The sequence below is a fragment of the Bacillus sp. ISL-77 genome, from assembly GCF_018613105.1.
Genome location: NZ_JAGGQY010000040.1, coordinates 19,734 through 43,592 on the forward strand (window position 1 = coordinate 19,734; position 23,859 = coordinate 43,592).

The window sequence follows — 23,859 nt, forward strand, 5'->3', positions numbered from 1 at the left end:
AGTGAAGGAAACAGTCTTACTACATACTTCTTTGATCCACCAAATGTTTTTAAGAATTTATTAGTGAAAGAGGGGTTTGATTAAGCTATGAAAAGGCTTGCAAAGTGGCGTTTAATATCGTTATTTGCGATTTTAGCGCTTGTACTCTCCGGATGTGGCGAACCGTTCCTTTCCACGTTAAAGCCTGCCGGTGAAGTTGCGAAAACGCAATATGATTTAATGAAGTTAAGTACTTTAATCATGGTTGGGGTTATTATTATTGTTGCGATCATTTTCGTTTTGATCTTGGTCCGTTTTAGAAGAAGGGATGACAGAATCCCAAAACAAGTAGAAGGAAGTCACAAATTAGAAATTATTTGGACTGTTGTGCCGATTCTTTTACTATTAATTCTTGCCGTTCCGACTGTGGCCGCAACCTTTAAACTTGCTGATGTATCTCCAATGGATAAGAAAAATACAAAGGCACTTGTAATTAATGTTCGGTCACACTTATATTGGTGGGACTTTGAATATCCAGGCAAAAAGATTGTTACAAGCCAGGAACTTGTTGTTCCTACAAATGAAAAGGTATATTTTAACTTGAAGTCATCTGATGTGAAACACTCATTCTGGATTCCAGCAGTAGGTGGAAAGTTAGATACTAATACTGAGAATATTAATAAATTCTGGTTAGAGTTTGACGATAAAAAAGCAAACGAAGCAGGAAATCTTTTCTATGGAAAATGTGCAGAACTTTGTGGTCCATCCCATGCTCTAATGGATTTTAAAGTAAAAGCTATTAGCCGGGACAAATTTGACGCTTGGGTAACATCGATGCAGAATGTTAAAGAACCACAAAAAGCCCAAACAGCTTCAGCGGCACAAGGACAAGAACTATTTAATAAAAGCTGTATTGGCTGTCATGCTGTAACACCATCAAACAAAATGCCTGAAACAGCACGTCTAGCACCAAACTTATCAAACTTTGGTGAACGATCTCGTGTAGCCGGTGTTTTGGATCATAATAAAGAAGAGTTGAAAAATTGGATTCGTAATCCAGAAACATACAAACCAGGTAACATGATGACAGGAAAATACCCGGAAATGTCTGAAAAACAGCTCGATGCTTTAGCAGACTATTTAATGGGGTTAAAGGCCCAGGAATAAATGGGGAATTGGTTGAAAGGGAGGTAAAATTGTGAGTACCTATGCTCAAAAAAAGGGATTTGGCGCAACTTTATGGGATTTTTTAACTACTGTTGACCATAAAAAAATTGCCATCCTATATCTCATTGCAGGTGGATTTTTCTTCTTAGTGGGCGGACTTGAAGCAGTATTTATCCGCATCCAACTTGCAGTGCCGAATAATGATTTTGTGAGTGCTGGATTATTTAATGAAATTATAACAATGCACGGAACAACGATGATTTTCCTTGCAGCAATGCCACTTGTATTTGCATTTATGAATGCGGTAATGCCATTACAAATTGGGGCACGCGACGTAGCGTTTCCGTTTGTTAATGCGCTTGGATTTTGGTTATTCTTTTTTGGAGGAATATTCCTAAACCTATCATGGTTCTTAGGTGGGGCTCCTGATGCGGGATGGACATCTTACGCGTCACTTGCACTTCATTCCCAAGGGCATGGCGTAGACTTTTATATCTTAGGTTTACAGATATCAGGTATAGGAACATTAATTGGTGGTATTAACTTCCTTGTTACCATCATTAACATGCGTGCTCCAGGTATGACATATATGAGAATGCCTTTGTTTACTTGGACTACATTTGTTACCTCAGCACTTATTTTGTTTGCATTTCCTCCATTAACAGTTGGTTTAGTTTTAATGATGTTTGACCGCTTGTTTGGTGCGAATTTCTTTGATGCCACTATGGGTGGTAATACGATTATTTGGGAACACCTTTTCTGGATTTTCGGTCATCCAGAAGTATATATTTTAATACTTCCAGCTTTCGGGATTTTCTCAGAGATTTTTCCGATTTTCTCAAGAAAGCGATTATTTGGATACTCTTCCATGGTATTTGCAACTGTATTAATCGGTTTCTTAGGCTTCATGGTATGGGCTCACCATATGTTTACTACAGGTTTAGGTCCAGTAGCTAATGCCATTTTCGCAGTTGCTACAATGGCTATTGGTGTACCGACCGGAATTAAAATTTTTAACTGGCTTTTAACAATGTGGGGAGGAAGTGTAAAATTTACCACTCCTATGCATTGGGCAATGGCGTTTATTCCATCATTTCTTGCTGGTGGAGTAACAGGGGTAATGCTTGCCTCCGCAGCAGCCGACTATCAATATCATGATACTTATTTTGTTGTTGCACACTTCCATTATGTAATTGTGGGTGGTGTGGTATTTGCAGTTTTTGCAGGTACACATCTATATTGGCCAAAAATGTTTGGTACCATGTTAAATGAAACACTTGGAAAAATTACTTTCTGGTTGTTCTTTATCGGGTTCCATTTAACATTCTTTATCCAACATTTCTTAGGTTTATGGGGAATGCCGCGACGCGTTTTCACATACCTTCCTGGTCAAGGATTTGACACTGCTAACATGGTTAGTTCTATAGGTGCTGCGTTTATGGGATTAGGTGTTATCGTAATGTTATTTAACATCATTATCACTTCTGTGAAAAATGTCAAAGTTGGTAATGATCCATGGGGAGACGGAAGAACACTTGAATGGGCAATCCCTTCTCCACCACCGTTTTATAACTTTAAGCAGCTTCCACTTGTACGTGGTTTAGATGCTTACTGGTTAGAAAAAATGGATGGTAAAAAAGGAATGACTCCGGCAGAGCCACTTGGTGATATTCATATGCCCAATTCGTCGTTTTTACCGTTTATGATGGCTCTAGGATTATTCATTGCGGCATTTGGTGCAATGTACCATGTAAATGATAAGGCTTGGGCTTTACCAGTAATGATTATCGGATTATTAGTAACTTTTGGCTCCATGTTCTTACGTTCGGTGAAAGACGATCATGGATTTCATATTCACAAAGAAGACTTAATTGATGAGGATGATAAGGGGGTTAAGGCATAATGCACGCTGATGAAAAATTTACCTATGAAACATGGCCTGCTGCGCCGGAAAAATCAACCCTTGAATCCAAAAATAAATTCTTAGGTTTTTGGTTCTTCTTAGGGGGAGAGACAGTTCTTTTTGCCTCTCTCTTTGCCACTTACCTTGCATTGAAGGATAAAGTTCCTGATTCAAGTCATCATTTAGCAAAGGATTTATTTGAATTACCGTTAACATTTGTCGCGACTATGCTTCTGTTAACGAGTTCATTAACAAGTGTGTACGCAATGTATCATATGAAGAACTTTGCCTTCAAAAAAATGATGGTTTGGCTTGGTCTTACAGCTCTATTAGGTGCAGCTTTCTTAGGGCTGGAGGTTTATGAGTTTACCCATTATGTCCATGAAGGGCATACATTTACAAGCAGTGCTTTCGGATCTGCCTTCTACTCACTAGTTGGTTTTCATGGAGGACACGTTGCATTTGGTTTACTATGGTGTTTAACATTAATGTTTAGAAATTCCAAACGAGGCTTAGACCTTTACAACGCTCCAAAATTCTATGTATTTAGTTTATACTGGCATTTTATCGATGTTGTTTGGGTATTTATCTTTACAGTAGTATATTTAATGGGAATGGTGGGATAAACTGATGGCTAATCAACAATTAAATTCAGGTAACCCAAGAGTTGACATTGAATATCGTCGCAAGAAAAATGCAGAAGAGATGAGATATCAAGTGGTTTCTTTTGCATTGATGATTTTCTTAACTCTCATTGCTTTTGCGGCTGTTGCAATTAAAGGATTTAGTGCGTGGTTTACAGTTCCATTTATTATCCTTTTAGCTGTCGTTCAAGTTATTTTCCAACTATATTATTTCATGCATATGAGCCATAAAGGACATGAAGCACCATCGCTCTTTTTATACTCTGGTGTGATGGTTGGAGCAATAACTATTCTTACGTTTTCAACTATTATTTGGTGGTAATATGTTCAAAAAAGAAAATCGGCTAATGGCCGATTTTCTTTTTTAGACCTATTCAAGGGTTGTTTCCATTTTCTTTGCGTATCGTTTTGGCCAAGGGTATAATATAGTCAATAATACTTTTAAATCATAATGAGGTGATTTGGGTGCTTACATTAGATATATTCGGTTTTAAAGCACTTTGGAGCCCGTATTTTTTACTAATCTTGATAGTCATAACTGTAGGGTATTTTGTCCTTACAACAAAATACAGAAGCTTTTTTCCAGATGGTGAGCCATTAACGAAAACACAAGGAGCTTTGTTTTTATTATCAATGATCCTACTATATGCCATTAAAGGATCTCCTGTTGATTTATTAGCACACCTTATGTTTTGGGTCCATATGATTCAAATGGCTGCTTTAGTGTTAATTGTACCACCACTATTTATCATGGCTGTACCTGACTGGTTTTGGAGAAAAATTTTCAGTGTTTCCGTTATTGATTCGCTTTTTAAGGTTTTCACAAAGCCACTTATAGCATTAATTGCATTTAACGGCTTTTTTTCTTTTTATCATGTACCTATCATTTTTGATCACATCATGCAAAATGCTTGGCTGCATGCTGGCTATTCAATCTTATTGTTTGCTGTCGCAATCTTTATGTGGTGGCCATTGCTTAATATGATGCCTGAACATCAGACATTAAATGGACTTAAGAAGGTTGGTTATATTTTTGCGGATGGGATTCTGTTAACACCAGCTTGTGCCTTAATCATTTTTGCAGATACACCAATGTATGCAACCTATTCTGATCCCCATGTTTGGGGACAAGTGATGAGCCTATGTGTGGGATCAGCGAACTTCGATAGTTTAAATTTGAGTGGTCCACAACTTTTTAGTTCGATGTCATTACTACATGATCAGCAGCTTGGTGGAGTTTTGATGAAAATTATTCAAGAAATTATATATGGTGTCATTCTTGGTCATGTTTTCTTCGAATGGTACCGTAAAGATCAATCAGACTCCGAACAGGAAATGAAGCAACCATTAAATCCGTTGCTCATTAAATAATCTCCCATACTCCTGGGAGATTTTTTTACTGATAAGCCTTAATCACTTGGGTATCATTTGAAAAGTCGTTGAACTACTATTATTATAGAATAAAAGAAAAGAGAGGACGTCTAAATGAATTCCTTACCGATATTACCTACTATTAGTACCTCATTTATTGTTTTAAGTGCTATAACTGTTGCAATTGGATGGTGGCAAATTAAGCAAAGACATATTGAGGCCCACAAAAAGACAATGTTTTTGGCTGCTATTTTTGCTGTAATCTTTTTTATTATCTATGCTTCTAGAACCCTCTTTATTGGAAATACTTCATTTGGAGGGCCAGATAATATTAAAATTTATTATACAATATTTTTAATATTCCATATTACACTTGCGACGACTGGAGCTGTATTCGGCATTGTCTCTATCCTGACAGGATACAAAAACAAACTTTCTATCCATCGAAAGCTCGGCCCGATAACTAGTTTCATTTGGTTTTTTACGGCGATCACAGGTGTTGCCGTATACTTATTGCTTTATGTATTTTATCGAGGCGGCGAGACAACATCTATGCTAAAAGCGATTCTTGGACTGTAAACAAATTGCTTCCTAATAATAAAAAGACGCATGAGAACCATGCGTCTTTTTTCGATTATAATGCAAACGTACTTACTTCTGCTTTTACTTCATCGAGGATCTTTTTACATTGATTCACAAGTGAAGTTGGGAAGCTTTCGCCTTCACCATATTCTACACCATGCGGGTAATAATGTTTGCCTAAAAGCGGTGTCATTAATTGAATAGTTGCTTTATCCGCACCAATATCGCCCTCAACCGCATGACCCCGTACACGCAAGTAAAATACCCCTTCTTTTAATTCAAACTTGCGGTCGTATGTAACTCGTTCGTAGTCCCATTGTCCTTCGCGAACTAAACCGTGATCTAACATTACCTCATCTAAACGGTTTAAGTCAGCCTTTAACTTTTCAATTTCAGTATTCTCGAATTTCATAATGAATCCCTCCTAAAAACAATACCATTGCCCCTATGTTTCCTATTTAAGTAGGAAAGCAATAATAATTCAATTTAATAATAGTTGAAAATGTTTCAACTTGCAATGAATACCTTCAGCGAATAAAACAATATTAGTAGGATACCCTAAAATAATGGTAAGAGGAATTAAATAAACCTAGGGGGCAGTAAAATGGAAAAAATCCGAGATATAATGACTGAAGAGGTAGAATGCTGTACGTTACTTGATAATGTTTATGAAGTCGCCTTAAAGATGAAGCAATTAAATGTTGGGGCTATACCAATTATTGACCAGGAAAAGCTAGTCGGAATGATTACAGACCGAGATATTGTTGTTCGAGGTGTTGCTGAAAAACATCCTGGTTCAACAAAAGTAGAAGATATCATGAGTAATGACCTTATTACTGTTACTCCTGATTCTTCCAGTAAAGATGCAGCAAAATTAATGGCAAACCATCAAATCCGACGATTACCTGTGGTAGAGGAAGGTAAGTTAATAGGAATTGTTTCCCTTGGTGATTTCGCGATTCGCGAATTGACTGACGACCAAGCAAAAGAGGCATTAACGGAAATATCTGAGCAAAATTATAATGGAGTACAACATTAAAAATTATTATATAAAAAAATAGTTTTACCTTTAGAAAACAGGTACTCATCGTGCCTGTTTTCTTTTCATCAGTTCATTTGTCTGACATTTTTGATTATGACTATTACTATTCAAGATATTGATGATATAATAATTTTATCTATACATATAATGATACATGAAAGTAATAGAGAGGGTGAATGCCTCTGCGTACACTGACTAGAATTCTTATTCTTTCAGCAGTTTTCTTAACTATCGGTTTTTATGTGAGTATAAACGAAAATAACGATAGTAATATTTTAATTAAAGAAGATCGTACTTCAGAAATGAAACAACCTATTTCACAAAATCCTGATAATAAGCCAAGTAAAAAAATAGTCTCGGAAAAACCAAAAGAAGGTTTGGCTTTATTAATTGGGAAAAATGAAGGTGAATTAGAAAAAATACTTGGTTCACCAGCTCGGATTGATGAGTCAATGTATGGTTATCAGTGGTATATTTATAATCAAGACGATAAAAAGTATGTCCAAGTGGGTGTTGAAAATAAACGTGTAGTTACGATTTTCGCGATAGGCCAAAATCTTGATGTAGCACCTTTTGAAATAGGAGAGCCGGTTGAGGAAATCTTTAATACGCATTATATTGATACAAATATTAAGATTGACTTTAATGGTAATTCGTATCATTTTGAATTGAATGATGCTGATTTAAATCTTCGGCCAATGGTGCAATTGGGTGATGTCTTTGTCCAGCTCTACATAGATAAATTTACTGGCAATCTTTCTAGTGTTCGGTTCCTTAATGCAGAAACACTAATTAAACAAAGGCCATATGAACTTGTTTATAGTGGATATTTAATCAAAGCACCTGAACCTAGTGAGGAAAGGCGGCGTGCCATTGAAGAAGATACGGAACAAGAGATATTTGACCTAACGAATGTCTTACGAGTAAGACATAAATTAAAGGAATTAAAATGGGATGAGAATACGGCAGAGGCCGCGTTTGAGCACAGTAAGGATATGTCAGTAAACAACGACTTTTCACATACTTCCAAGAAATTTGGAGATCTTACCAAACGATTAAAAACGGCCCATGTGGTTTACCAGGCTGCAGGCGAGAATATTGCTGCAAATTATACAGATGGACCAGCTGTTGTCGAGGGTTGGCTAAATAGTAAAGGACACCGTGAGTCACTGTTAAACAAGGAATACTCTCATCTTGGTGTAGGGGTATTCCAAAAGTACTATACCCAAAACTTTATATCAAAAACAGAACAATGAAAAAGGTGACGATTAGGTCACCTTTTTTCAATCTTATATTGATTAAATATAAATCTGTTTTGCTCCCATTTCCCGTATAATCGGATTACTTCCCCCACATTAAAAGACTCTTTATTGAAATTGTTTGTAATGGGTGTGATCTTTTGGGCGGTGATTAGTTTTGTTACTGTTTGTAGTTTTAAGGACTGAACATAAATGTAGCGATGATAATAAAACCGTTGTTTCTCTTCGATAATACTTTTAATTTCACCTGTTATGATTGCTTCTTGCTGTACTTGGCCAGTATCAAGCCACTTTGTATCGTGCTCCTTCATCTCTTTTTTTGTAAGCCAAAAAAAGTAAAAGCAAATAATTGGGATTACGATGGCGGTGACCATTATTGATCACACCTCCGCTTATTATTTTTTTATAATAAAGAATGTACCTGTGGCATAGGCGATTTTTTTTCCGTCACTCCGATATGCTTCACCTGAGATGACCATTGTTTTGCTGCCGCTATGAACAATTTCCGCTTTACTGTAGAGTGTTTCTCCGATACCTGGTGCTATGTAATGGATATTCAATTGATTTGTTACGGCTCCATAACCATCTGGTAGAAGATAATTAGCCAGACTCCCCATTGCTGTATCAAGTACCGTCGCAGTAATCCCGCCATGGACAATATCTAGGTTGTTATTAAGAGTTGGGTCTAAAGGAATCGTAATTTCGCAAGTTTTCTCATTTAGTTTTCTATCCATTTGTAGAATTCCGTCAATATATGTACTTCGCTTTTGTTTAATTTTTACTTGGAATCCCGATAAAAGGTAGGCAAGAGAATTTAAATCAGTCTCTGAACCAGTTTCAATACATGTTTCTAATAATCGACGTAATTCATCTTTCATTATACTTACCTCTTTCATTTCTTTGTCTTTTGACATCTTACCATTTACAAGGCAAATATTAAATATTTTAATCTCGGTGTTCTTTCACATTTGTAAAATTCTTTCATATTGTATTACTGGGAATAATATGGGCTGAGGTGAGATAAATGACACAAAAAAAATTACACCCTTCCGTGTCACAATTCAAAGAATTTGTTAAAAACAATCCAAAACTAATCAAAGAAGTACGGAAAGGGAAGGCAACTTGGCAGGAACTATATGAAGACTGGTATTTATTAGGTGAAGAAGATAGCCGCTGGGAATCGATGGGATCTGATACTGGATCAGTCGATGAAACGAGCACAGAATCTAAAGGTGATTGGCTTTCTAATATTATGGGAATGGTTAAGAAAATGGATCCGAATCAAATGCAAAATCACATGAATAACCTAAGTCAGGCTCTGGGGGCGATCCAAGGTGTAATTTCACAATTTCAAGGAGAAAACCCTGTTACAGGTCCTGTTAAGCCGTCAGAAGGACCTAAACATCCATTTGTGTTTAGAAAAGATTGATGGAAAGGAACTTTAACTTATGCGAAGAGATATACTGCAATATATTGAAAGTCAAAAGGACTTAAAACAATTCATTCGCGAACAACCAATATGGTATAGAAAGCTGTCAAGAAATCCATATGATTTGCAATCGCTTGAAATTGAATCCTTACACTATTATAAGAAAACAATTCCTGACCAAGTGAATAAGTTTTCGAATAATGTACAAATGGCTTCGATGATGTATCACATGTTTCAGGCGATGAAAAATCAAAATTAAACAAAGTCACAGGATTTATTTTGTGGCTTTTTTTATTTGTCATAGCGGAGTAAGACTAAAAAAAGAAAAGGAGGCGAACAATACAAGCAAAAGAAGGAGTGAATTTAAATGAAAAAGCTAGTTCCGCAGTTAGTCCTAATGATCTTTTTGATTGGAATCCTTACTGGATTTAATAATGTCTTACCTAGAACTGAAATTCCTTCACTATATGTTCACCACCAGATCAAAAGTGATACAGTTTTAATTAATTGTATTGTTACAGGAATCAGCTTCCGTGACGCAGACCCTTCAAAAGGAAGAATCGGGAAGATTGTTGTTTGGGTGGATGGAAAGAAAAATAGCGAGGTTAAAGCGGCAGCTTTTATAATTAAAGGTTTTTCACCGGGAACCCATAAGGTAAAGTTAGAAGTTGTCAATCCAAATAATGAACCGTATGGATTAGCGAAAGAATTTATGGTAAATATCCCTAGATAAACTGAAATTTTCACATTACCACCACTTTCATGTTAAAATATCTTTGGAGGTGGGCGTAAAATGCTTGCTACGTTAGAGAGAGTCGAATTATTGGAACAAGCTGAGCAATTAGCAAAGATGGTATTAGAATCTGAAATAGCCGAACAATATCAAATATGTTTATATAAATTGCAAAATAACAAGGAAACACAGCGGAAAATAAGTCAATTCGTTCGTCTAAAGGAGCTATATGACGAGGTCCAGCGGTTTGGTAAATACCATCCTGATTATAAAAAGGTAATGACACAAATCCGCGAAAATAAAAGGGAAATGGATATGGATCCTCTGGTAGCAGAATTCAAATTGGCTGAGAATGATTTGCAAGACCTACTAGATGCAATTAGTATTATTGTAGGCGGTGCGGTCTCTGAACATATAAAAGTTCCAACAGGAAATCAGTTTTTTGAAACGAAAACCAGCCACGTTAGTGGTTGTGGCGGTGGAGGAAGCTGTGGTTGCGGCTGAAAAATCAGCGAATTGTGCTGATTTTTTTTTTGTAATGTCAATCTTTTCAGATTTTAAGCACTTATCTGGAATAAGTAGCAAAGTTTGAATTGAAAAGGAACGTTTTAATATGCTAGACTTATGTAAAATGATGGTTTGTTGAAGGGGAAAAAAGTATGTTTGTTCAAAGACAAGGATTGGTTGTTTGGCTTTACTCGTTAAAACAAGCTAAAATGCTTCGGCGTTTCGGAAACGTTCATTACGTTTCAAAAAAGTTGAAGTATGTTGTTCTGTATTGTAATCAAGAAGAGTTGAATGAAATAATGGAAAAGTTGAATTCTTTTTCGTTTGTAAAGAAAGTAGAACCTTCATATAAACCATTTTTAAGAATGGAGTATGAGAATTCGGCGCCAGATAAAGCAAAGGAATATGATTATAAAATGGGTATTTAAAAAGGTGAGGGCGTTTCCCTCACCTTTTCCTATTGTAATGGAAGTAAATAATGATTAAGACGGAGAATGCCGATTAAGTGCTGGTAATACAGCTCTTTTTCATAAAAAATGGTTGACGGCTTAACAGATAGCTCATGTATTTGCTTACCATGTTTTACAGCAGTAGAAGCAAAGATATCATACCTCTTATTTGATATGAATTTTGGGTTTGGAATACCCTCACGACAAATATATAGGGCTTGAAATTTTCCAGGGTCTGTTGGCTTTAATACGACAACCAATGAGGTTCGTTCCTGATCATCAATCTTTGTGTGCAGTGCGAGCATATGTTGAAGACGGTGTTGGTTTGCATTTGTAAGCTCAATCAGTTCATATATATCTGAATATCCTTCTCCTAATTCAATAAAACGCTGGATCAATGAAAACTCTCCTTTAAAATGGCTTAATTCAAGAATACTCTATCACTAATTTCCGATCTTTTGAATAATAAGTAAAAAAAAAAACCTGCAGAAAATTCTGCAGGGTCCTTCCACATCCTCATAGAGGATAGAAGGCAAAGGGAGAGGAGAAACCGGAGGAAGAACTTATGGGGAAACGTAAGTCTTCTCCGCGGTTGGCAACAACATCCTCGAATTGATGTTGTTAATTACATTATTTCCACAACCTAAAAGCTTATACGTACTTTCGAATAAATTTTCCTGATGAAAGAATCATTTTTTGTAAATCATTACTCAAATGAAAAGATATTCACTTACTAATTGTCTACTTTTTGTATATTATGGTAGGATGGATTAAGAAAATTATTTCTGAAAAAATGTGGTGATATGGTAGTGAGAGTGGTTTCAGGGATTTGCAAAGGTAGACCTTTGAAAGCTGTTCCGGGTAATACAACGAGGCCGACAACTGATAAGGTAAAAGAGGCTTTATTTAATATGATTGGTCCTTATTTTGATGGCGGCATTGGATTGGACCTATTTGCTGGAAGCGGTGGATTAGGTTTGGAGGCACTTAGTAGGGGATTGGATAAAGTTATTTTTATTGACCGAGAATTAAAGGCCATTCAAGTGATCCAGGAAAATATTAAAGCTTGTAAATTTGAGGACCAAACGGAAGTCTATCGCAATGATGCCGATAGAGCATTAAAGGCTCTCATAAAAAGAGAAATCTGCTTTGATTACATATTTTTAGACCCGCCGTACAAAAAACAACAACTCGTCAGTTTAATGGAAAAAATGGATAAACAGGATGTAGTAAAAATAAATGGATGCGTTATCTGTGAGCATAGCTTCGATGTTGAATTACCAAAATCATTAGGGCGGTTTATCCAAATAAAACATGAAAAGTATGGAATGATCGCGGTAACTATTTATATACGAACAGATATTGAGTGAGGGGGAGTCAATTTGACAAAAATAGCCGTTTGTCCAGGAAGCTTTGATCCAATTACATATGGTCATTTAGATATTATTAGAAGAGGTGCCAAAGTATTTGATACTGTCTATGTGAGTGTATTAAACAATTCATCTAAAAATCCGTTATTCAGTGTTGAAGAGCGAATGAATCTAATTCAGGCTGTAACAAAAGATCTTCCTAATGTTAAGGTAGATGTCCATTCTGGCTTACTTGTTGATTATGCAAAGGCTGTTAATGCTAATGCTATCATCCGTGGATTGCGGGCAGTTTCAGATTTTGAGTACGAAATGCAAATCACTTCGATGAATAGAGTGCTTAATGAAGATATCGAGACCTTTTTTATTATGACCAATAATCAATATTCCTTCTTAAGCTCCAGTATTGTAAAAGAAGTGGCAAAATATAATGGGAACATATCAACGCTCGTCCCACCAATTGTTGAAAAAGAATTACAAAAGAAGTTCAAAAAACAATAAAAAAGAGCTTTGCCAGCTCTTTTTTATTGTTTTTTTACGCGGGAAAACAAAATTAGCACATACACAAAAAGGGAGAAAATGGTGATAAGCGGACCAACTTCCATCATTTTATGATAAAAATGATCTCCCCATGAACCGTCTTCAAAAAAACTAACAGGTAAAGCGTTAGAAGGCTGCTCTTGATTATTGAAACGCAAGTAAACTGGCTTCCACAAAATCAATGCAAACAAGCTTGCAAATATACCTTGAAGGATTCTTGCAATAAAAAATGGTTTAAATCGGATATCTGTTTGTGCCAGGATGCTTGCAACCTGTGCTTGGACACTAAATCCACTAAATGCCAGGATAAAGCTGGTAATCATTGCTTTTTGTAATAGAGTAGCATCTTGAACCAGGCTCGTTAGTTGGCTGCCTAATGTGATTTCAAATAAACCAGATATAAATGGAATGCTTAACATTTCAGGGAAAGACAATGAGGATAACAAGATCTCCACTGATTTTGCAAGTGTCGCTGTGATATGTAAATGATAAAGTAATTTGTTAATCACAGAAAATAAAATAATAAACCCGCCAACCATTAATAAAGTTTGAATAGAAGAATTAACTGCATCACCAAGAAGTTTACCAATTGGTCGATTATCTTTTAATCTTGTTTGATGCAAAGCGGATAAAGCCAATCGGATTTTGAACTTTTTATTTTTCTTACTAATTTCGTCAGGGGATTCATTCCCATAAAAACGCATGATTAATCCAACACAAATATTTCCTAAATAGTGGGCTAATGCAAGAATAACACCTAAATGAGGATTATAGAAAAAACCTACAGATACTGCCCCAAAGATAAATAAAGGGTTAGAAGAATTTGTGAAAGAAACAAGTCTTTCAGCTTCAATTCGTGTTAAGTGGCCTTCCTGACGTAATCTTGCGGTAAACTTTGCTCCAGCGGGGAATCCTGAAGCCATACCCATCGCCCAAACGAACCCTCCAACACCAGGTACCTTAAAGAGAGGCCTCATTAATGGCTCCAATAATACGCCGATAAATTTGACAACCCCAAAGCCAATTAACATTTCAGAAACAATAAAAAAAGGTAATAGGGATGGAAAGACAATTTCCCACCACATATTTAGCCCTCGTATAGAAGCGTCTAAGGACTCTTGAGGATAAGAAATAAGGGAGGCAGCTAAAATAGTGACGGATATAGATAAAAAAATAGTTTTTAGTTTGGAACGAAACAATGAAGGAACCTCCTTCCGAGAGGGATCGATGAAACTGTGCAATCAATTAATTGAATGGTAAAATAAGAAATATTCTTATCCTGACTTGTCCTCATATAAAACAAATATACTCATAGAACGTTTATTTAGACCATAAGATTGAACGAGATTTCTTATTTCTGTGGATTGGCTTCGGGAAGTCCTGTCTGTTAAGAAGAAAAAATATCTAATAGTTTTAAATAGGAGGTCTTTAGTAATGGAGCACCCTAAAATAGGCTTGGCGCTTGGTTCGGGTGGTGCACGCGGGTTTGCTCATTTAGGAGTCATAAAAGCATTGAAAGATGCTGAAATTCCGATTCATCTGATTGCAGGCAGCAGCATGGGGGCGCTGGTTGCAAGTTTTTACGGGGCAGGAATTGACATGGATCGGTTATATAAATTATCCACTGCTTTTAAAAGAAAATACTTTTTGGATTTTACTGTTCCGAAAATGGGATTTATCTCAGGAAAAAAAGTAAAGGAATTTATTAAGGTTTTTACTCATGGAAAAAACATTGAGGACTTGTCCATTCCAATAGGTATCGTCGCAACTGATTTATTGACGGGGGAAAAGGTTGTTTTTCAAACGGGCCCGGTTGCTGATGCTGTAAGAGCAAGTATTTCCATCCCGGGGATTTTTGTTCCAGAAAAATATAATGGGAGAATCCTTGTAGATGGTGGTGTATCTGACCGTATTCCTGTTTCTGTGGCTAAAGAGATGGGGGCGGATATAGTTATCGCAGTTGATGTCTCCAGGGTGAAACGGAACGCAGAAATTACCTCAATTTACGATGTGATTATGCAGAGTATAGACATTATGCAAGCGGAAATAATTAACAATAGAGAGATCGCGGCCAGTGTAATGATTCGACCCCCTGTTGAAATTTATAGTTCACGAGCCTTCACAAATATTGATGAGATCATTAATCTTGGTGAGGAAGAAGCGAAAAAACATCTAAAGCAAATAAAAACCGTGATTGAACAGTGGAAGGGGTAGAAATTGCGATGCGCAAAAAATTATATATAGGTTCTGCACTAATCGTTGCCATTTTTTTTATCTGGGGAATGTTCTATTCATTGCCTTATTATGTTTCAAAACCTGGAATGGCGAAAGAACTTGGACCAATCATTATGGTTGAAGGCGGCGATAAGGATAAAGGTAATTTTATGCTTACAACAGTTAGAATGGGTAGAGCAAATATTTACTCCTATTTAGAAGCAAAGATACGAAATTATGAAGAACTTTATCCATTAGATATGATTTTAAATAAAAAAGAAACAGAGGAAGAATACAATGCAAGACAGCTCCATCTGATGGCTGGCTCAAAACTTAATGCAATAGAAGTTGCCTACCGTAAGGCGGGATTGCCTGTAAATTATAAATATAAGGGGATCTATGTCATGCAGGTGATTCCAGAAATGCCTGCGGAAGGAAAGCTTTCCACGGGTGACCGAATTTTTAAAGTGGATGGGCAGCAATTGCCTTCTTCGGAAAAATTTATTGATTACGTAAGCAAAAAACAAGCTGGGGATAAGGTGAAATTAACCTACTTGCGTAATAAAAGTACAAAGACTGTTACATTAGAACTTCAGCCTTTTAAAGAGAATCCTCAAAAGGTGGGGATAGGGATTTCTCTAGTGGACGATAAAGAAATAGTTGTCAAGCCAAAGGTTAAGGTAAAGACAGATGAAATTGGGGGACCATCTGCTGGATTCATGTTTTCATTAGAAATCTATAACCAGTTAACAGAAGGAGACTTAACTAAGGGCTATCAAATTGCTGGTACCGGGACGATCGATGTGGATGGAACAGTCGGACCTATTGGAGGAATTGAACAAAAAATCGTAGCTGCTGACAAGGCTGGGGCGGAGTACTTTTTAGCTCCTAATGAAAAAGGGATAAAGAATTCCAATTACCGGGATGCTGTTAAGACTGCAAGGGACATAAAAACCAAAATGAAGATCGTTCCAATTGATACATTTGACGACGCAGTTAGGTATTTAGAAAAGCTAAAGGAAAAATAAAAATGATGGTGCGTCTGCATCATCATTTTTATTTTTCCTGTATATAAATTGGCGGTTGCTCAAATTCCTGCCGAAGCATTTTGTTTTTTAAATGACTAGGAATCCCTAGAGAATAAATCCGAGCTGCCTTAATATCAAGGTTTATTTCTTTTTCTTTAAATGAGGCTAGTTTTGAAATAAGGGGGAGACTAAGGTGAGACTTCTTCTTATTTAAGTATTCCCTGCCTATACTGGTCATTCCTAAAAGTCTTAGATAAGAGGCTTTTTCCGAGTGTCTCGTCATTTCCTCCTTTTTTGTGTTCGTTAAAATATGAACACATAACCTTTGCAGCCTTGTCCATGTATATCTTTTTGTTTTAATTTGCTGCATAAATTTATGAAAGTTATCAGTTACAAGAGATGCTGCTTGAAGTCGGTTCTCAAGTCCCTCCTCCATCTCATAAATTTCCCTGAGTTCACTTGGACTAGAATGAATCAAGCGGAATTGAAGGTAGCTCCAATAATTTTCCCATTGGTGAAATCCCTGAAATTGTTGTACATACTCTTTTAATAAAAGTTTTGTTTGCTCTGGTACATATTGATTAATTTCTGCTTGGCTTGCGTTATCTGTAAAAATGGCTTTACGAATACTCGTCGCACTTGCAATTGTTGCAGAAGCAAAATGTTCATCGTGATAGTCAGCGTTTTTTCGTGGGATTGTCATCGGACTGACTGAACTCTTTTGTCGTTGGATTGCTTTTATGTATTCAAGGCCAAGAATATTATTTGGCTTTGCTAAATCCAAATAATTATTTGCATTAGGCAATTGTTTAAAAGCTAAGGAAAGGGCTTTAGGATAGCTGACACCAGTATCTAAGTGCCATCTGATGTTTTCATTAAATGAGTTTTGCTGATCTTTTAAGTAATCGATAGTTTGAATGAAGGAGGATAAATCCCCACTTTCACTGCCAAAACATAGAGAGTCGCAGCCGACTGCATCTAAAATTGACACAGCACCGTTTGCGAACGTTTCCGCTTTCTGAGTAGCGAAGCGATAGGGAAGCTCAAAGACTATATCTACTCCATTAAGCAATGCCATCTTGGTGCGCTGCCATTTAGAAACAAGTGCCGGTTCCCCGCGCTGTAAAAAGTTTCCGCTCATTACTGCAATGACAACATCTGCCTCTGCAGCCTCCTTTGATGCTTGTAAATGAAAGGCATGTCCATTATGAAAAGGGTTGTATTCCACTATTAATCCTACAGATTTCATTTATTTTCTCCCTTTTTTTTTAAACTACTAACATTATATCAATAATGTAAGGAAACCAATCAAATTATATGATAAGATATTAAAGATGTTTGCAAATAGCTTAACTGGTTAAACTAGTATAGGAAACCTATATGAGCGATTGCTTTTTATCACCTGACGGGGTGTAAAGAAAAAACATTGACAAAAAATTTATCGAAGGCTATAATTACCTTTGTTGCCTTGGGGTGATTCAATTGAAATGGACATTAAGTCAATTACAAAAATATCGAAACAAGGATTTTATGATTGATGAGATGGTTCGTGTGGATGAGATCAAACAAGATGATCCAACCATCCGAGAAGTTTCTCCGATGCATATTACTGGTCGGGGAGATATCGATTCAACAAAAGTGACATTCCATTTAAAAATCGAAGGTTACTTAATACTTCCTTGTTCTCGTACTTTAGTGGATGTAAAACTTCCAATTAATGTCGAAACGACTGAAACGTTCCTCTTGCAAGGTTCAGTTTATGAAACTGAAGAGGAAGCATATCAAGTAAATAGTGATGTGATTGATGTAATGCCAATCCTTCGAGAAATTCTTTTACTTGAGGTTCCAATGCAAGTTTTTTGTGACGATGTTAATCATGAAGATGCTGCTCCACAGTCTGGCAAGGATTGGGAAGTTGTTCATGAGGAAGATCAATCTAAAAAAATGGATCCGAGACTTGCTGGTCTCGCAAAGTTTTTTGACGAAAACAATTCTTCTTCCGAATCATAATCGACAAATCTAAGAAGCAAAGTGAAGAACCAGAATTCCTGGCCTTCATTACTTTCTTAATACTCTTTAAGGAGGTGGGAAGAATGGCTGTACCTTTTAGAAGGACTTCTAAAACTGCAAAAAGAAAACGTCGTACTCATTTTAAATTAAACGTACCTGGTATGGTAAGCTGCCCAAACTGTGGTGAAATGAAACTTTCACACCGCGTATGTAAAGCTTGCGGAACATACAAAGGAAAAGACGTAGTGAACGACTAATTTTAAGGTAAGATAGAAAGCACAAGGGTGTTATAGCCCTTGTGCTTTTGTCGTTTTAAGAAAAATACATACTATATCCCTTTATCAATTGGCTGTGTTAAAGCTAAATGTTGATTTTTCACAATCTGTTGATTGGAGCGGAAATCAACAGACAAGTTTAACACAGCCTATCAATTAATAATGAAAGGTTGCGACATTTTGTCTTATTCCATTGAAAAACAGGAAAAGGGTTATTTATTATTTACGATTAATAGAAGTGAAAAAAGAAATGCTATTAATTTTGACGTGATGGAAGGCTTAGCTGAGGCGATAAAAAGAGCCTCAGAACCAGATATAAAGGCACTTGTGATTACTGGAAAAGACGATCGGGCTTTTTGTTCGGGAGGAGATTTATCTGTTTTTCATAAGCTTCACACAAAGGAAGAAGCGTACCCAATGCTTTCTAAAATGGCTAATATTCTTTATTCGCTGCTAACCTTAGCGGTTCCAACCATGTCTCTCATAAATGGAACAGCGGTTGGCGGCGGGTGCGAACTTGCAGCAGCTTGCGACTTTCGTATTGCGCGAGAAGGTATAAAGGCAGGGTTTGTACAAGGCAAGCAAGCGATAACAACAGGCTGGGGTGGAGGTTCAATTTTAACAGAAAAGTTCCCAGTCTCAGCTGCTATGAAGCTTTTAATGGAGGCTGAACTGCAAACAGCGTCATTTTTAAATGAAATTGGTTTTATAGATGCTTTGTATAGGGGTAACTCTCTTAAGGCTTGTGAAGCATACCTTGAGAAAATGTTAACAAATGATCGAAGTGTGCTGAAATCCTATAAAATGCTTTGGGTTAGAAAGTGGGAGGAAACTAATTTGCGTGAAAGAATAGAGGAAGAGGTAAGAAATTGTTCCTTATTGTGGGAAAGTGATGCCCATCATCAATATGTAAAAACTTTTATAGGTAAAAACAATGAATAAAGATTAAAACACCGCTTTTGATTAAGTCTATCTTTTCTAGTAGATGCATATGTATTATAAAAACACTAGGAGGGATGATTTAATGTCACCAACTCGACAAGATGCATGGTCCCAAGACGAAGACTTGTTGCTTGCTGAAGTTGTGTTACGGCACATCCGTGAAGGCGGGACACAGCTGCAAGCGTTTGAGGAAGTAGGGAAGCAGCTTATGCGTACCTCTGCAGCCTGTGGCTTTCGCTGGAATTCATTTGTTAGAAAACAATATAAATCAGGAATAGAGCTTGCCAAAAAGCAGCGTAAAGAGTTGAAAAAGCAGCCAGTCTCGAATGAAGTAGAGACTATTCAGGAAGAAGTTAAAGTAGAAAGCGTTCCTTCACCAAAAGGAAATGTGCCAAGCAGCACAATTACGTTTTCGGCTGTTATTCAATTTTTAGAGGGTCTCCATCAAAAAGCGCAAGTTTCATCCGATTTTGAAGCAGACAGGAAGAGGTCTTTTGAAAAAATCAAAGAGTTGGAAAAGAAGGCATTCTATTTAGCTGCAGAAAATGAAAGATTATCCAAAAATTTAAAAGCAATCGAAGAGGATTATCGATCATTAATTGAAATTATGGAAAGAGCTCGAAAAATGGTCGTCCTTCAAGATGAGGACCGACAACAAAAGGTAAAATTTCAAATGGATAAAAACGGTAACCTTGAAAGAGTAGAAAAGTAGAAAAAGCGGACCTAATGTCCGCTTTTTCATTTTTTTTAATTATGATGTTGTGGTTCGACGCCTTTAGGATACCAAACCAATGGATTTTCTCCACGGTCACGCTCCATATCGTATTCTACATTGGCAAAGTCCATTTTTTCCCAGAAACTCCTTGATTGAACTCTAGGGTTTGTTTTAATCGGGAGACCAAAGTTCTTCGCAAATTCTACAAGCACTTTGCCATACCCCTTACTTTGATAATCAGGCAATACCTCGAGCTTCCATAGTTCTAAGTAATTTTGCGGCGGATAGAAGTAGCGGTCAAATTTTGCATCAATTTGATATAAACTCATTCGTGCTACTAGTTTGTCCCCGAAATAAATTCCGTAGAATGGTGAGTCGCTATTGTTATCAACCATATTTGCTTCAAGATCTTCGAGCATAGACAATTCTTGAATCCCATATTCTTTAAACTTTTTAAACTCTTCTAGTGTTTTAAAGTTTACTTTTAGTCTTTCCACTTTAATTGCCATAGTCGACCTCCTAAATATGAAAACCTCATAATCTTGTATATATTCATTTGTTCCTGAATAACATGATATGAAATTAATTTTGCATTATTCAAATGAATTACCTTTATTATATAACAAAAACTCAAAAAATTCTTCAAATAAGTTCAGATAGCGTTTTCAAAGATTGCAGGAAATTTAGAAAATGATGATGAAACATATTAACGGACGTTTTTTGAGGAGGAAAATTATTGAAAAATCAATTGAACGAGAACCGTAAAATAATTGAATCCGGCGGACAACCAAAATATCATGAGAAGGCTAAACAGCAAAAAAAGCTCTTTGTTCGTGAGCGTCTTCAATTATTGCTTGATGAAGGAAAATACGAAGAAGATGGTAAATTCGCCAATTTTAAGGCTGGTGACCTTCCTGCAGATGGTGTCGTAACAGCGATTGGTAAAATTAAAGGTCAGACTGTCTGTGTCATGGCAAATGATTCAACAATTAAAGCAGGGTCATGGGGAGCAAGAACGGTTGAAAAAATAATCCGTATTCAAGAAGTAGCGGAGAAATTAAAAGTTCCGTTATTTTATCTGGTCGATTCAGCAGGAGCAAGAATAACAGATCAATTAGAAATGTTTCCAAATCGACGAGGTGCGGGAAAAATTTTTTATAATCAAGTGAAGCTTTCCGGGATGATTCCCCAAGTATGTATTCTGTTTGGCCCGTCCGCTGCTGGTGGGGCTTATATCCCTGCATTTTGCGATATTGTTATTATGGTTGATCAAAATGCTTCGATGTATTTGGGATCACCACGTATGGCAGAAAAGGTTATCGGCGAAAAGGTAACGCTTGAGGAAATGGGCGGTGCCAGGATGCATTGTTCTGTCAGCGGCTGTGGGGATGTTCTCACTTATAGTGAGGAAGATGCGATTGAATCAGCTAAAAAGTATATCAGTTTCTTTCCAAGCAGTTTTAAAGAAAAACCAAGAATGACTGAAGGCACAGCAGCGAAACAAGGCCGTGAACTAGAAGCGATCATTCCAGAAAACCAAAACGCACCGTTTGATATGTATGAATGTATTGATAGACTTGTGGACCAAGATAGCTTTTATGAAATTAAAAAATTATTTGCCCCAGAATTGATAACGGGATTAACTAGAATCGATGGAAGAGCTATTGGAATTATTGCTAATCAGCCAAAAGTAAAAGGCGGCGTTTTGTTTGTTGATTCCGCTGATAAAGCTGCAAAATTTATTCAGCTTTGCGATGCTTTTCATATTCCGCTATTATTTTTGGCAGATGTACCTGGTTTCATGATCGGAACAAAGGTTGAACGTGCAGGAATTATCCGTCATGGGGCAAAATTAATTGCTGCTATGAGCTCAGCAACTGTTCCGAAAATATCTGTAATTGTTAGGAAAGCTTATGGTGCTGGTCTTTATGCGATGGCAGGTCCCGCTTTTGAACCTGATTGCTGCATCGCGTTGCCGACCGCACAAATTGCCGTTATGGGTCCAGAAGCCGCTGTCAATGCGGTCTATTCAAACAAAATTAATGAAATAACCGACCCGAAAGAAAAAATTGCTTTTGTCCAAGAAAAACAGAAAGAATACAAAGAGCATATCGACATTTACAAGCTTGCTTCAGAGCTTATTATCGATGAAATCGTCGCTCCGTCTGAATTACGAAATATACTTATTCAACGCTTTGCTTACTATGAAACGAAAGAATTAAATTTCAGTGTGCGTAAGCATCCGGTTTACCCCGTATAATTCTATAGACCCTATTCGGCGGTTGTCGAATAGGGCTTATTTTTTCTAATCTTTCTAACAAACTATCGACTGCATCTGATAAAATATGGGTAACGATGACTAAAAAGAGGGGTTACCATGAGGGTTGGAATTATAGGTGCTGGATCAATTGGCTTATTATTTGCCGCTTATATTAGTAGGGTGTTTGAGGTTACGATATACTGCAGATCAACAGAGCAAACATCTGAGATAAACAAAAATGGAATCGTACTAAAGAAAAAAGGAGAACAAACGATATCCTTTGTACAGGCCCTGCCAATTACAGAGTGGAAGGGAGTAGAGGATATAACAATTATCGCGGTCAAACAGTATCATCTTTATCCAATTATTGAGAAAATAAATCAATTACAGGTAATTCCTAACAATCTATTATTTTTACAGAATGGCATGGGGCATTTAAAACAGCTTGAAACAATCCCGTTTACTAATATTTATGTGGGATCAGTGGAGCACGGAGCCCTTAAAGAAAATTCATATACTGTATCCCATAATGGTGAAGGTATAACTAATGTTGCTGTTTTCAAGGGAGATACAACACTTTTGAGTGAATTTGTTTTTTCAGCACCAAACGAATTTCCACTTGTTCTCAAAGAGGATTACTTTCAAATGCTGCAAAATAAATTAATTGTCAACGCAGTCATTAATCCATTAACGGCAATTCTTCATGTTAAAAATGGCGAATTAATAAATAATCAATACTATTTTCATGTATTAAAAAATTTATTTTCCGAAATTTCTACGGTATTAAATTTGAAAAATGCTGAAGTACATCAACTACAAATTATTGATATATGTAAAAACACCTCCGAAAACCGCTCCTCCATGCTTAGGGATATTGAAGCGAACAAAATGACAGAAGTAGATGCAATCTTAGGGTATATTTTAGAAGAAGCACAATTTAAGGAAATGACAGCACCTCAGGTTGAGAACCTTTATTATTTAATAAAAGGGAAAGAAGTGTTAAAGGAGGCGAACTCTTGATTACTTTTCTATCCTCCATAATATCTATTTTCTTCACTTTGCCATTTTTAGGATTATTCATCGTTTTTTTTATAACAAAACTGGTGAAAAAAAATACTCGAAAATCTGTCCACATGGCACTTGATTATACAACGATTTTATTTATTATTTCCGTTCATTTTTTAATCGCTACTATTTGGGGTAAATCACTTTTTTGGTTAATAATACTAATAATGATTTTAATTGCGATGATTTTTGTATTTGTTCATTGGAAGGTAAAAGAAGAAATTGTTTTGAAAAAAGTGATGAAGGGTTTTTGGCGTTTTAATTTTATCCTTTTTCTCCTTGCATACATCACCTTAACGCTATATGGATTAATCCATCGTGCATTAATATTTACCTTTTCCAACTGATTTCAAGCCAAAGTTTTTTTCAAATCCGGTT

General features: G+C 36.5%; 31 protein-coding genes. 24 read left to right on the forward strand and 7 right to left on the reverse strand.

Annotated features, from left to right (window positions below):
• Positions 1-87: 87 nt before the first annotated feature.
• The 6 genes from coxB to J7E77_RS17095 all read left to right on the forward strand — a co-directional run bounded on the left by coxB (position 88) and on the right by J7E77_RS17095 (position 5,643).
• A complete protein-coding gene (gene coxB, locus J7E77_RS17070; RefSeq protein ID WP_214715925.1) occupies positions 88-1,146 on the forward strand; it encodes a cytochrome c oxidase subunit II in 1,059 nt (352 codons plus the stop codon).
• A 31-nt stretch (positions 1,147-1,177) separates the two neighbouring features.
• Complete coding sequence (ctaD, locus tag J7E77_RS17075; RefSeq protein WP_374102984.1) at positions 1,178-3,049, forward strand: cytochrome c oxidase subunit I; 1,872 nt, start codon at positions 1,178-1,180, stop codon at positions 3,047-3,049.
• Entirely contained in the window at positions 3,049-3,675 is a 627-nt protein-coding gene (locus J7E77_RS17080) for a cytochrome (ubi)quinol oxidase subunit III (protein ID WP_214715926.1), read from the forward strand. Before ctaD ends, J7E77_RS17080 begins: the two co-directional genes overlap by 1 nt.
• Positions 3,676-3,679: 4 nt before the next feature.
• Positions 3,680-4,015 (forward strand): cytochrome c oxidase subunit IVB, encoded by a 336-nt coding sequence (ctaF, locus tag J7E77_RS17085; protein ID WP_214715927.1) that lies wholly within the window; start codon positions 3,680-3,682, stop codon positions 4,013-4,015.
• 143 nt (positions 4,016-4,158) lie between these two features.
• Entirely contained in the window at positions 4,159-5,064 is a 906-nt protein-coding gene (gene ctaG, locus J7E77_RS17090; protein WP_214715928.1) for a cytochrome c oxidase assembly factor CtaG, read from the forward strand.
• A gap of 114 nt (positions 5,065-5,178) precedes the next feature.
• Entirely contained in the window at positions 5,179-5,643 is a 465-nt protein-coding gene (locus tag J7E77_RS17095) for a DUF420 domain-containing protein (protein WP_214715929.1), read from the forward strand.
• Positions 5,644-5,698: 55 nt separating this feature from the next.
• Here the strand turns inward: J7E77_RS17095 and J7E77_RS17100 are convergent, their stop codons facing one another.
• Positions 5,699-6,058: a YugN family protein gene (locus J7E77_RS17100; RefSeq protein ID WP_214715930.1), complete on the reverse strand. Its 360-nt coding sequence runs from the start codon at positions 6,056-6,058 to the stop codon at positions 5,699-5,701.
• Between the two features lie 192 nt (positions 6,059-6,250).
• On the opposite strand from J7E77_RS17100, the gene J7E77_RS17105 reads away from it, so the two are divergent.
• Together J7E77_RS17105 and J7E77_RS17110 are read left to right on the forward strand one after the other, a co-directional pair.
• Positions 6,251-6,685: a CBS domain-containing protein gene (locus tag J7E77_RS17105; RefSeq protein ID WP_214715932.1), complete on the forward strand. Its 435-nt coding sequence runs from the start codon at positions 6,251-6,253 to the stop codon at positions 6,683-6,685.
• A gap of 179 nt (positions 6,686-6,864) precedes the next feature.
• The gene (locus J7E77_RS17110; RefSeq protein WP_214715934.1) at positions 6,865-7,944 is read left to right on the forward strand and encodes a CAP domain-containing protein; all 1,080 of its coding nucleotides are present in this window, start codon (positions 6,865-6,867) and stop codon (positions 7,942-7,944) included.
• Between the two features lie 17 nt (positions 7,945-7,961).
• On the opposite strand, the gene J7E77_RS17115 is transcribed toward J7E77_RS17110, so the two are convergent.
• Positions 7,962-8,321, reverse strand: coding sequence for a hypothetical protein (locus tag J7E77_RS17115; RefSeq protein WP_214715936.1), 360 nt, complete (start codon positions 8,319-8,321; stop codon positions 7,962-7,964).
• 21 nt (positions 8,322-8,342) lie between these two features.
• Positions 8,343-8,825, reverse strand: a complete 483-nt coding sequence (locus J7E77_RS17120) for a PaaI family thioesterase (protein ID WP_168242685.1) — start codon at positions 8,823-8,825, stop codon at positions 8,343-8,345.
• A gap of 146 nt (positions 8,826-8,971) precedes the next feature.
• On the opposite strand from J7E77_RS17120, the gene J7E77_RS17125 reads away from it, so the two are divergent.
• From J7E77_RS17125 to J7E77_RS17145, 5 genes are all read left to right on the forward strand, one after another.
• Positions 8,972-9,376 carry a YlbD family protein gene (locus J7E77_RS17125; protein WP_214715938.1) on the forward strand — a complete coding sequence of 135 codons (405 nt, stop codon included), beginning with the start codon at positions 8,972-8,974 and terminating at the stop codon, positions 9,374-9,376.
• Between the two features lie 19 nt (positions 9,377-9,395).
• Positions 9,396-9,635: a YlbE-like family protein gene (locus J7E77_RS17130; protein ID WP_214715940.1), complete on the forward strand. Its 240-nt coding sequence runs from the start codon at positions 9,396-9,398 to the stop codon at positions 9,633-9,635.
• Between the two features lie 108 nt (positions 9,636-9,743).
• Positions 9,744-10,109, forward strand: a complete 366-nt coding sequence (locus J7E77_RS17135; protein ID WP_088086279.1) for a hypothetical protein — start codon at positions 9,744-9,746, stop codon at positions 10,107-10,109.
• Positions 10,110-10,169: 60 nt separating this feature from the next.
• Positions 10,170-10,613, forward strand: coding sequence for a YlbF/YmcA family competence regulator (locus tag J7E77_RS17140; protein WP_214715942.1), 444 nt, complete (start codon positions 10,170-10,172; stop codon positions 10,611-10,613).
• Positions 10,614-10,768: 155 nt separating this feature from the next.
• Complete coding sequence (locus J7E77_RS17145; protein WP_088086281.1) at positions 10,769-11,044, forward strand: YlbG family protein; 276 nt, start codon at positions 10,769-10,771, stop codon at positions 11,042-11,044.
• 29 nt (positions 11,045-11,073) lie between these two features.
• Here J7E77_RS17145 and J7E77_RS17150 read toward each other — a convergent pair whose 3' ends face one another.
• Positions 11,074-11,463: a DUF7147 family protein gene (locus tag J7E77_RS17150; RefSeq protein ID WP_214715943.1), complete on the reverse strand. Its 390-nt coding sequence runs from the start codon at positions 11,461-11,463 to the stop codon at positions 11,074-11,076.
• Positions 11,464-11,874: 411 nt separating this feature from the next.
• On the opposite strand from J7E77_RS17150, the gene rsmD reads away from it, so the two are divergent.
• Positions 11,875-12,435, forward strand: coding sequence for a 16S rRNA (guanine(966)-N(2))-methyltransferase RsmD (gene rsmD / locus J7E77_RS17155; protein ID WP_214715944.1), 561 nt, complete (start codon positions 11,875-11,877; stop codon positions 12,433-12,435).
• Positions 12,436-12,447: 12 nt separating this feature from the next.
• Positions 12,448-12,933, forward strand: coding sequence for a pantetheine-phosphate adenylyltransferase (gene coaD / locus J7E77_RS17160; RefSeq protein ID WP_168242692.1), 486 nt, complete (start codon positions 12,448-12,450; stop codon positions 12,931-12,933).
• 23 nt (positions 12,934-12,956) lie between these two features.
• On the opposite strand, the gene ylbJ is transcribed toward coaD, so the two are convergent.
• Positions 12,957-14,171, reverse strand: coding sequence for a sporulation integral membrane protein YlbJ (gene ylbJ / locus J7E77_RS17165; protein WP_214715945.1), 1,215 nt, complete (start codon positions 14,169-14,171; stop codon positions 12,957-12,959).
• 235 nt (positions 14,172-14,406) lie between these two features.
• On the opposite strand from ylbJ, the gene J7E77_RS17170 reads away from it, so the two are divergent.
• Together J7E77_RS17170 and J7E77_RS17175 are read left to right on the forward strand one after the other, a co-directional pair.
• The gene (locus tag J7E77_RS17170) at positions 14,407-15,186 is read left to right on the forward strand and encodes a patatin-like phospholipase family protein (protein WP_214715946.1); all 780 of its coding nucleotides are present in this window, start codon (positions 14,407-14,409) and stop codon (positions 15,184-15,186) included.
• Positions 15,187-15,194: 8 nt separating this feature from the next.
• On the forward strand, positions 15,195-16,214 hold the full coding sequence (locus tag J7E77_RS17175; protein ID WP_214715947.1) for a SepM family pheromone-processing serine protease: 1,020 nt from the start codon (positions 15,195-15,197) through the stop codon (positions 16,212-16,214).
• A 28-nt stretch (positions 16,215-16,242) separates the two neighbouring features.
• On the opposite strand, the gene J7E77_RS17180 is transcribed toward J7E77_RS17175, so the two are convergent.
• Positions 16,243-17,463, reverse strand: coding sequence for a nucleotidyltransferase (locus tag J7E77_RS17180; protein WP_214715948.1), 1,221 nt, complete (start codon positions 17,461-17,463; stop codon positions 16,243-16,245).
• 233 nt (positions 17,464-17,696) lie between these two features.
• Between J7E77_RS17180 and J7E77_RS17185 the strand changes: the two genes are divergently transcribed.
• The 4 genes from J7E77_RS17185 (at position 17,697) to J7E77_RS17200 (ending at position 20,153) form a co-directional block, all read left to right on the forward strand.
• On the forward strand, positions 17,697-18,224 hold the full coding sequence (locus J7E77_RS17185; protein WP_168242697.1) for a YceD family protein: 528 nt from the start codon (positions 17,697-17,699) through the stop codon (positions 18,222-18,224).
• A gap of 83 nt (positions 18,225-18,307) precedes the next feature.
• Positions 18,308-18,481 (forward strand): 50S ribosomal protein L32, encoded by a 174-nt coding sequence (gene rpmF / locus J7E77_RS17190; RefSeq protein WP_026566356.1) that lies wholly within the window; start codon positions 18,308-18,310, stop codon positions 18,479-18,481.
• 198 nt (positions 18,482-18,679) lie between these two features.
• On the forward strand, positions 18,680-19,441 hold the full coding sequence (locus J7E77_RS17195) for an enoyl-CoA hydratase/isomerase family protein (RefSeq protein WP_251028097.1): 762 nt from the start codon (positions 18,680-18,682) through the stop codon (positions 19,439-19,441).
• A gap of 82 nt (positions 19,442-19,523) precedes the next feature.
• Positions 19,524-20,153, forward strand: a complete 630-nt coding sequence (locus J7E77_RS17200; protein ID WP_214715949.1) for an RsfA family transcriptional regulator — start codon at positions 19,524-19,526, stop codon at positions 20,151-20,153.
• A gap of 35 nt (positions 20,154-20,188) precedes the next feature.
• Here the strand turns inward: J7E77_RS17200 and J7E77_RS17205 are convergent, their stop codons facing one another.
• The gene (locus tag J7E77_RS17205; protein WP_168242699.1) at positions 20,189-20,665 is read right to left on the reverse strand and encodes an N-acetyltransferase; all 477 of its coding nucleotides are present in this window, start codon (positions 20,663-20,665) and stop codon (positions 20,189-20,191) included.
• Between the two features lie 227 nt (positions 20,666-20,892).
• Here J7E77_RS17205 and J7E77_RS17210 point away from each other — a divergent pair, with 227 nt between their 5' ends.
• The 3 genes from J7E77_RS17210 to J7E77_RS17220 all read left to right on the forward strand — a co-directional run bounded on the left by J7E77_RS17210 (position 20,893) and on the right by J7E77_RS17220 (position 23,828).
• Positions 20,893-22,416 (forward strand): acyl-CoA carboxylase subunit beta, encoded by a 1,524-nt coding sequence (locus J7E77_RS17210; RefSeq protein WP_214715951.1) that lies wholly within the window; start codon positions 20,893-20,895, stop codon positions 22,414-22,416.
• Between the two features lie 117 nt (positions 22,417-22,533).
• Positions 22,534-23,436: a 2-dehydropantoate 2-reductase gene (locus tag J7E77_RS17215; protein WP_214715953.1), complete on the forward strand. Its 903-nt coding sequence runs from the start codon at positions 22,534-22,536 to the stop codon at positions 23,434-23,436.
• Complete coding sequence (locus J7E77_RS17220) at positions 23,433-23,828, forward strand: DUF3397 domain-containing protein (RefSeq protein WP_214715955.1); 396 nt, start codon at positions 23,433-23,435, stop codon at positions 23,826-23,828. Before J7E77_RS17215 ends, J7E77_RS17220 begins: the two co-directional genes overlap by 4 nt.
• Positions 23,829-23,859: the final 31 nt, after the last annotated feature.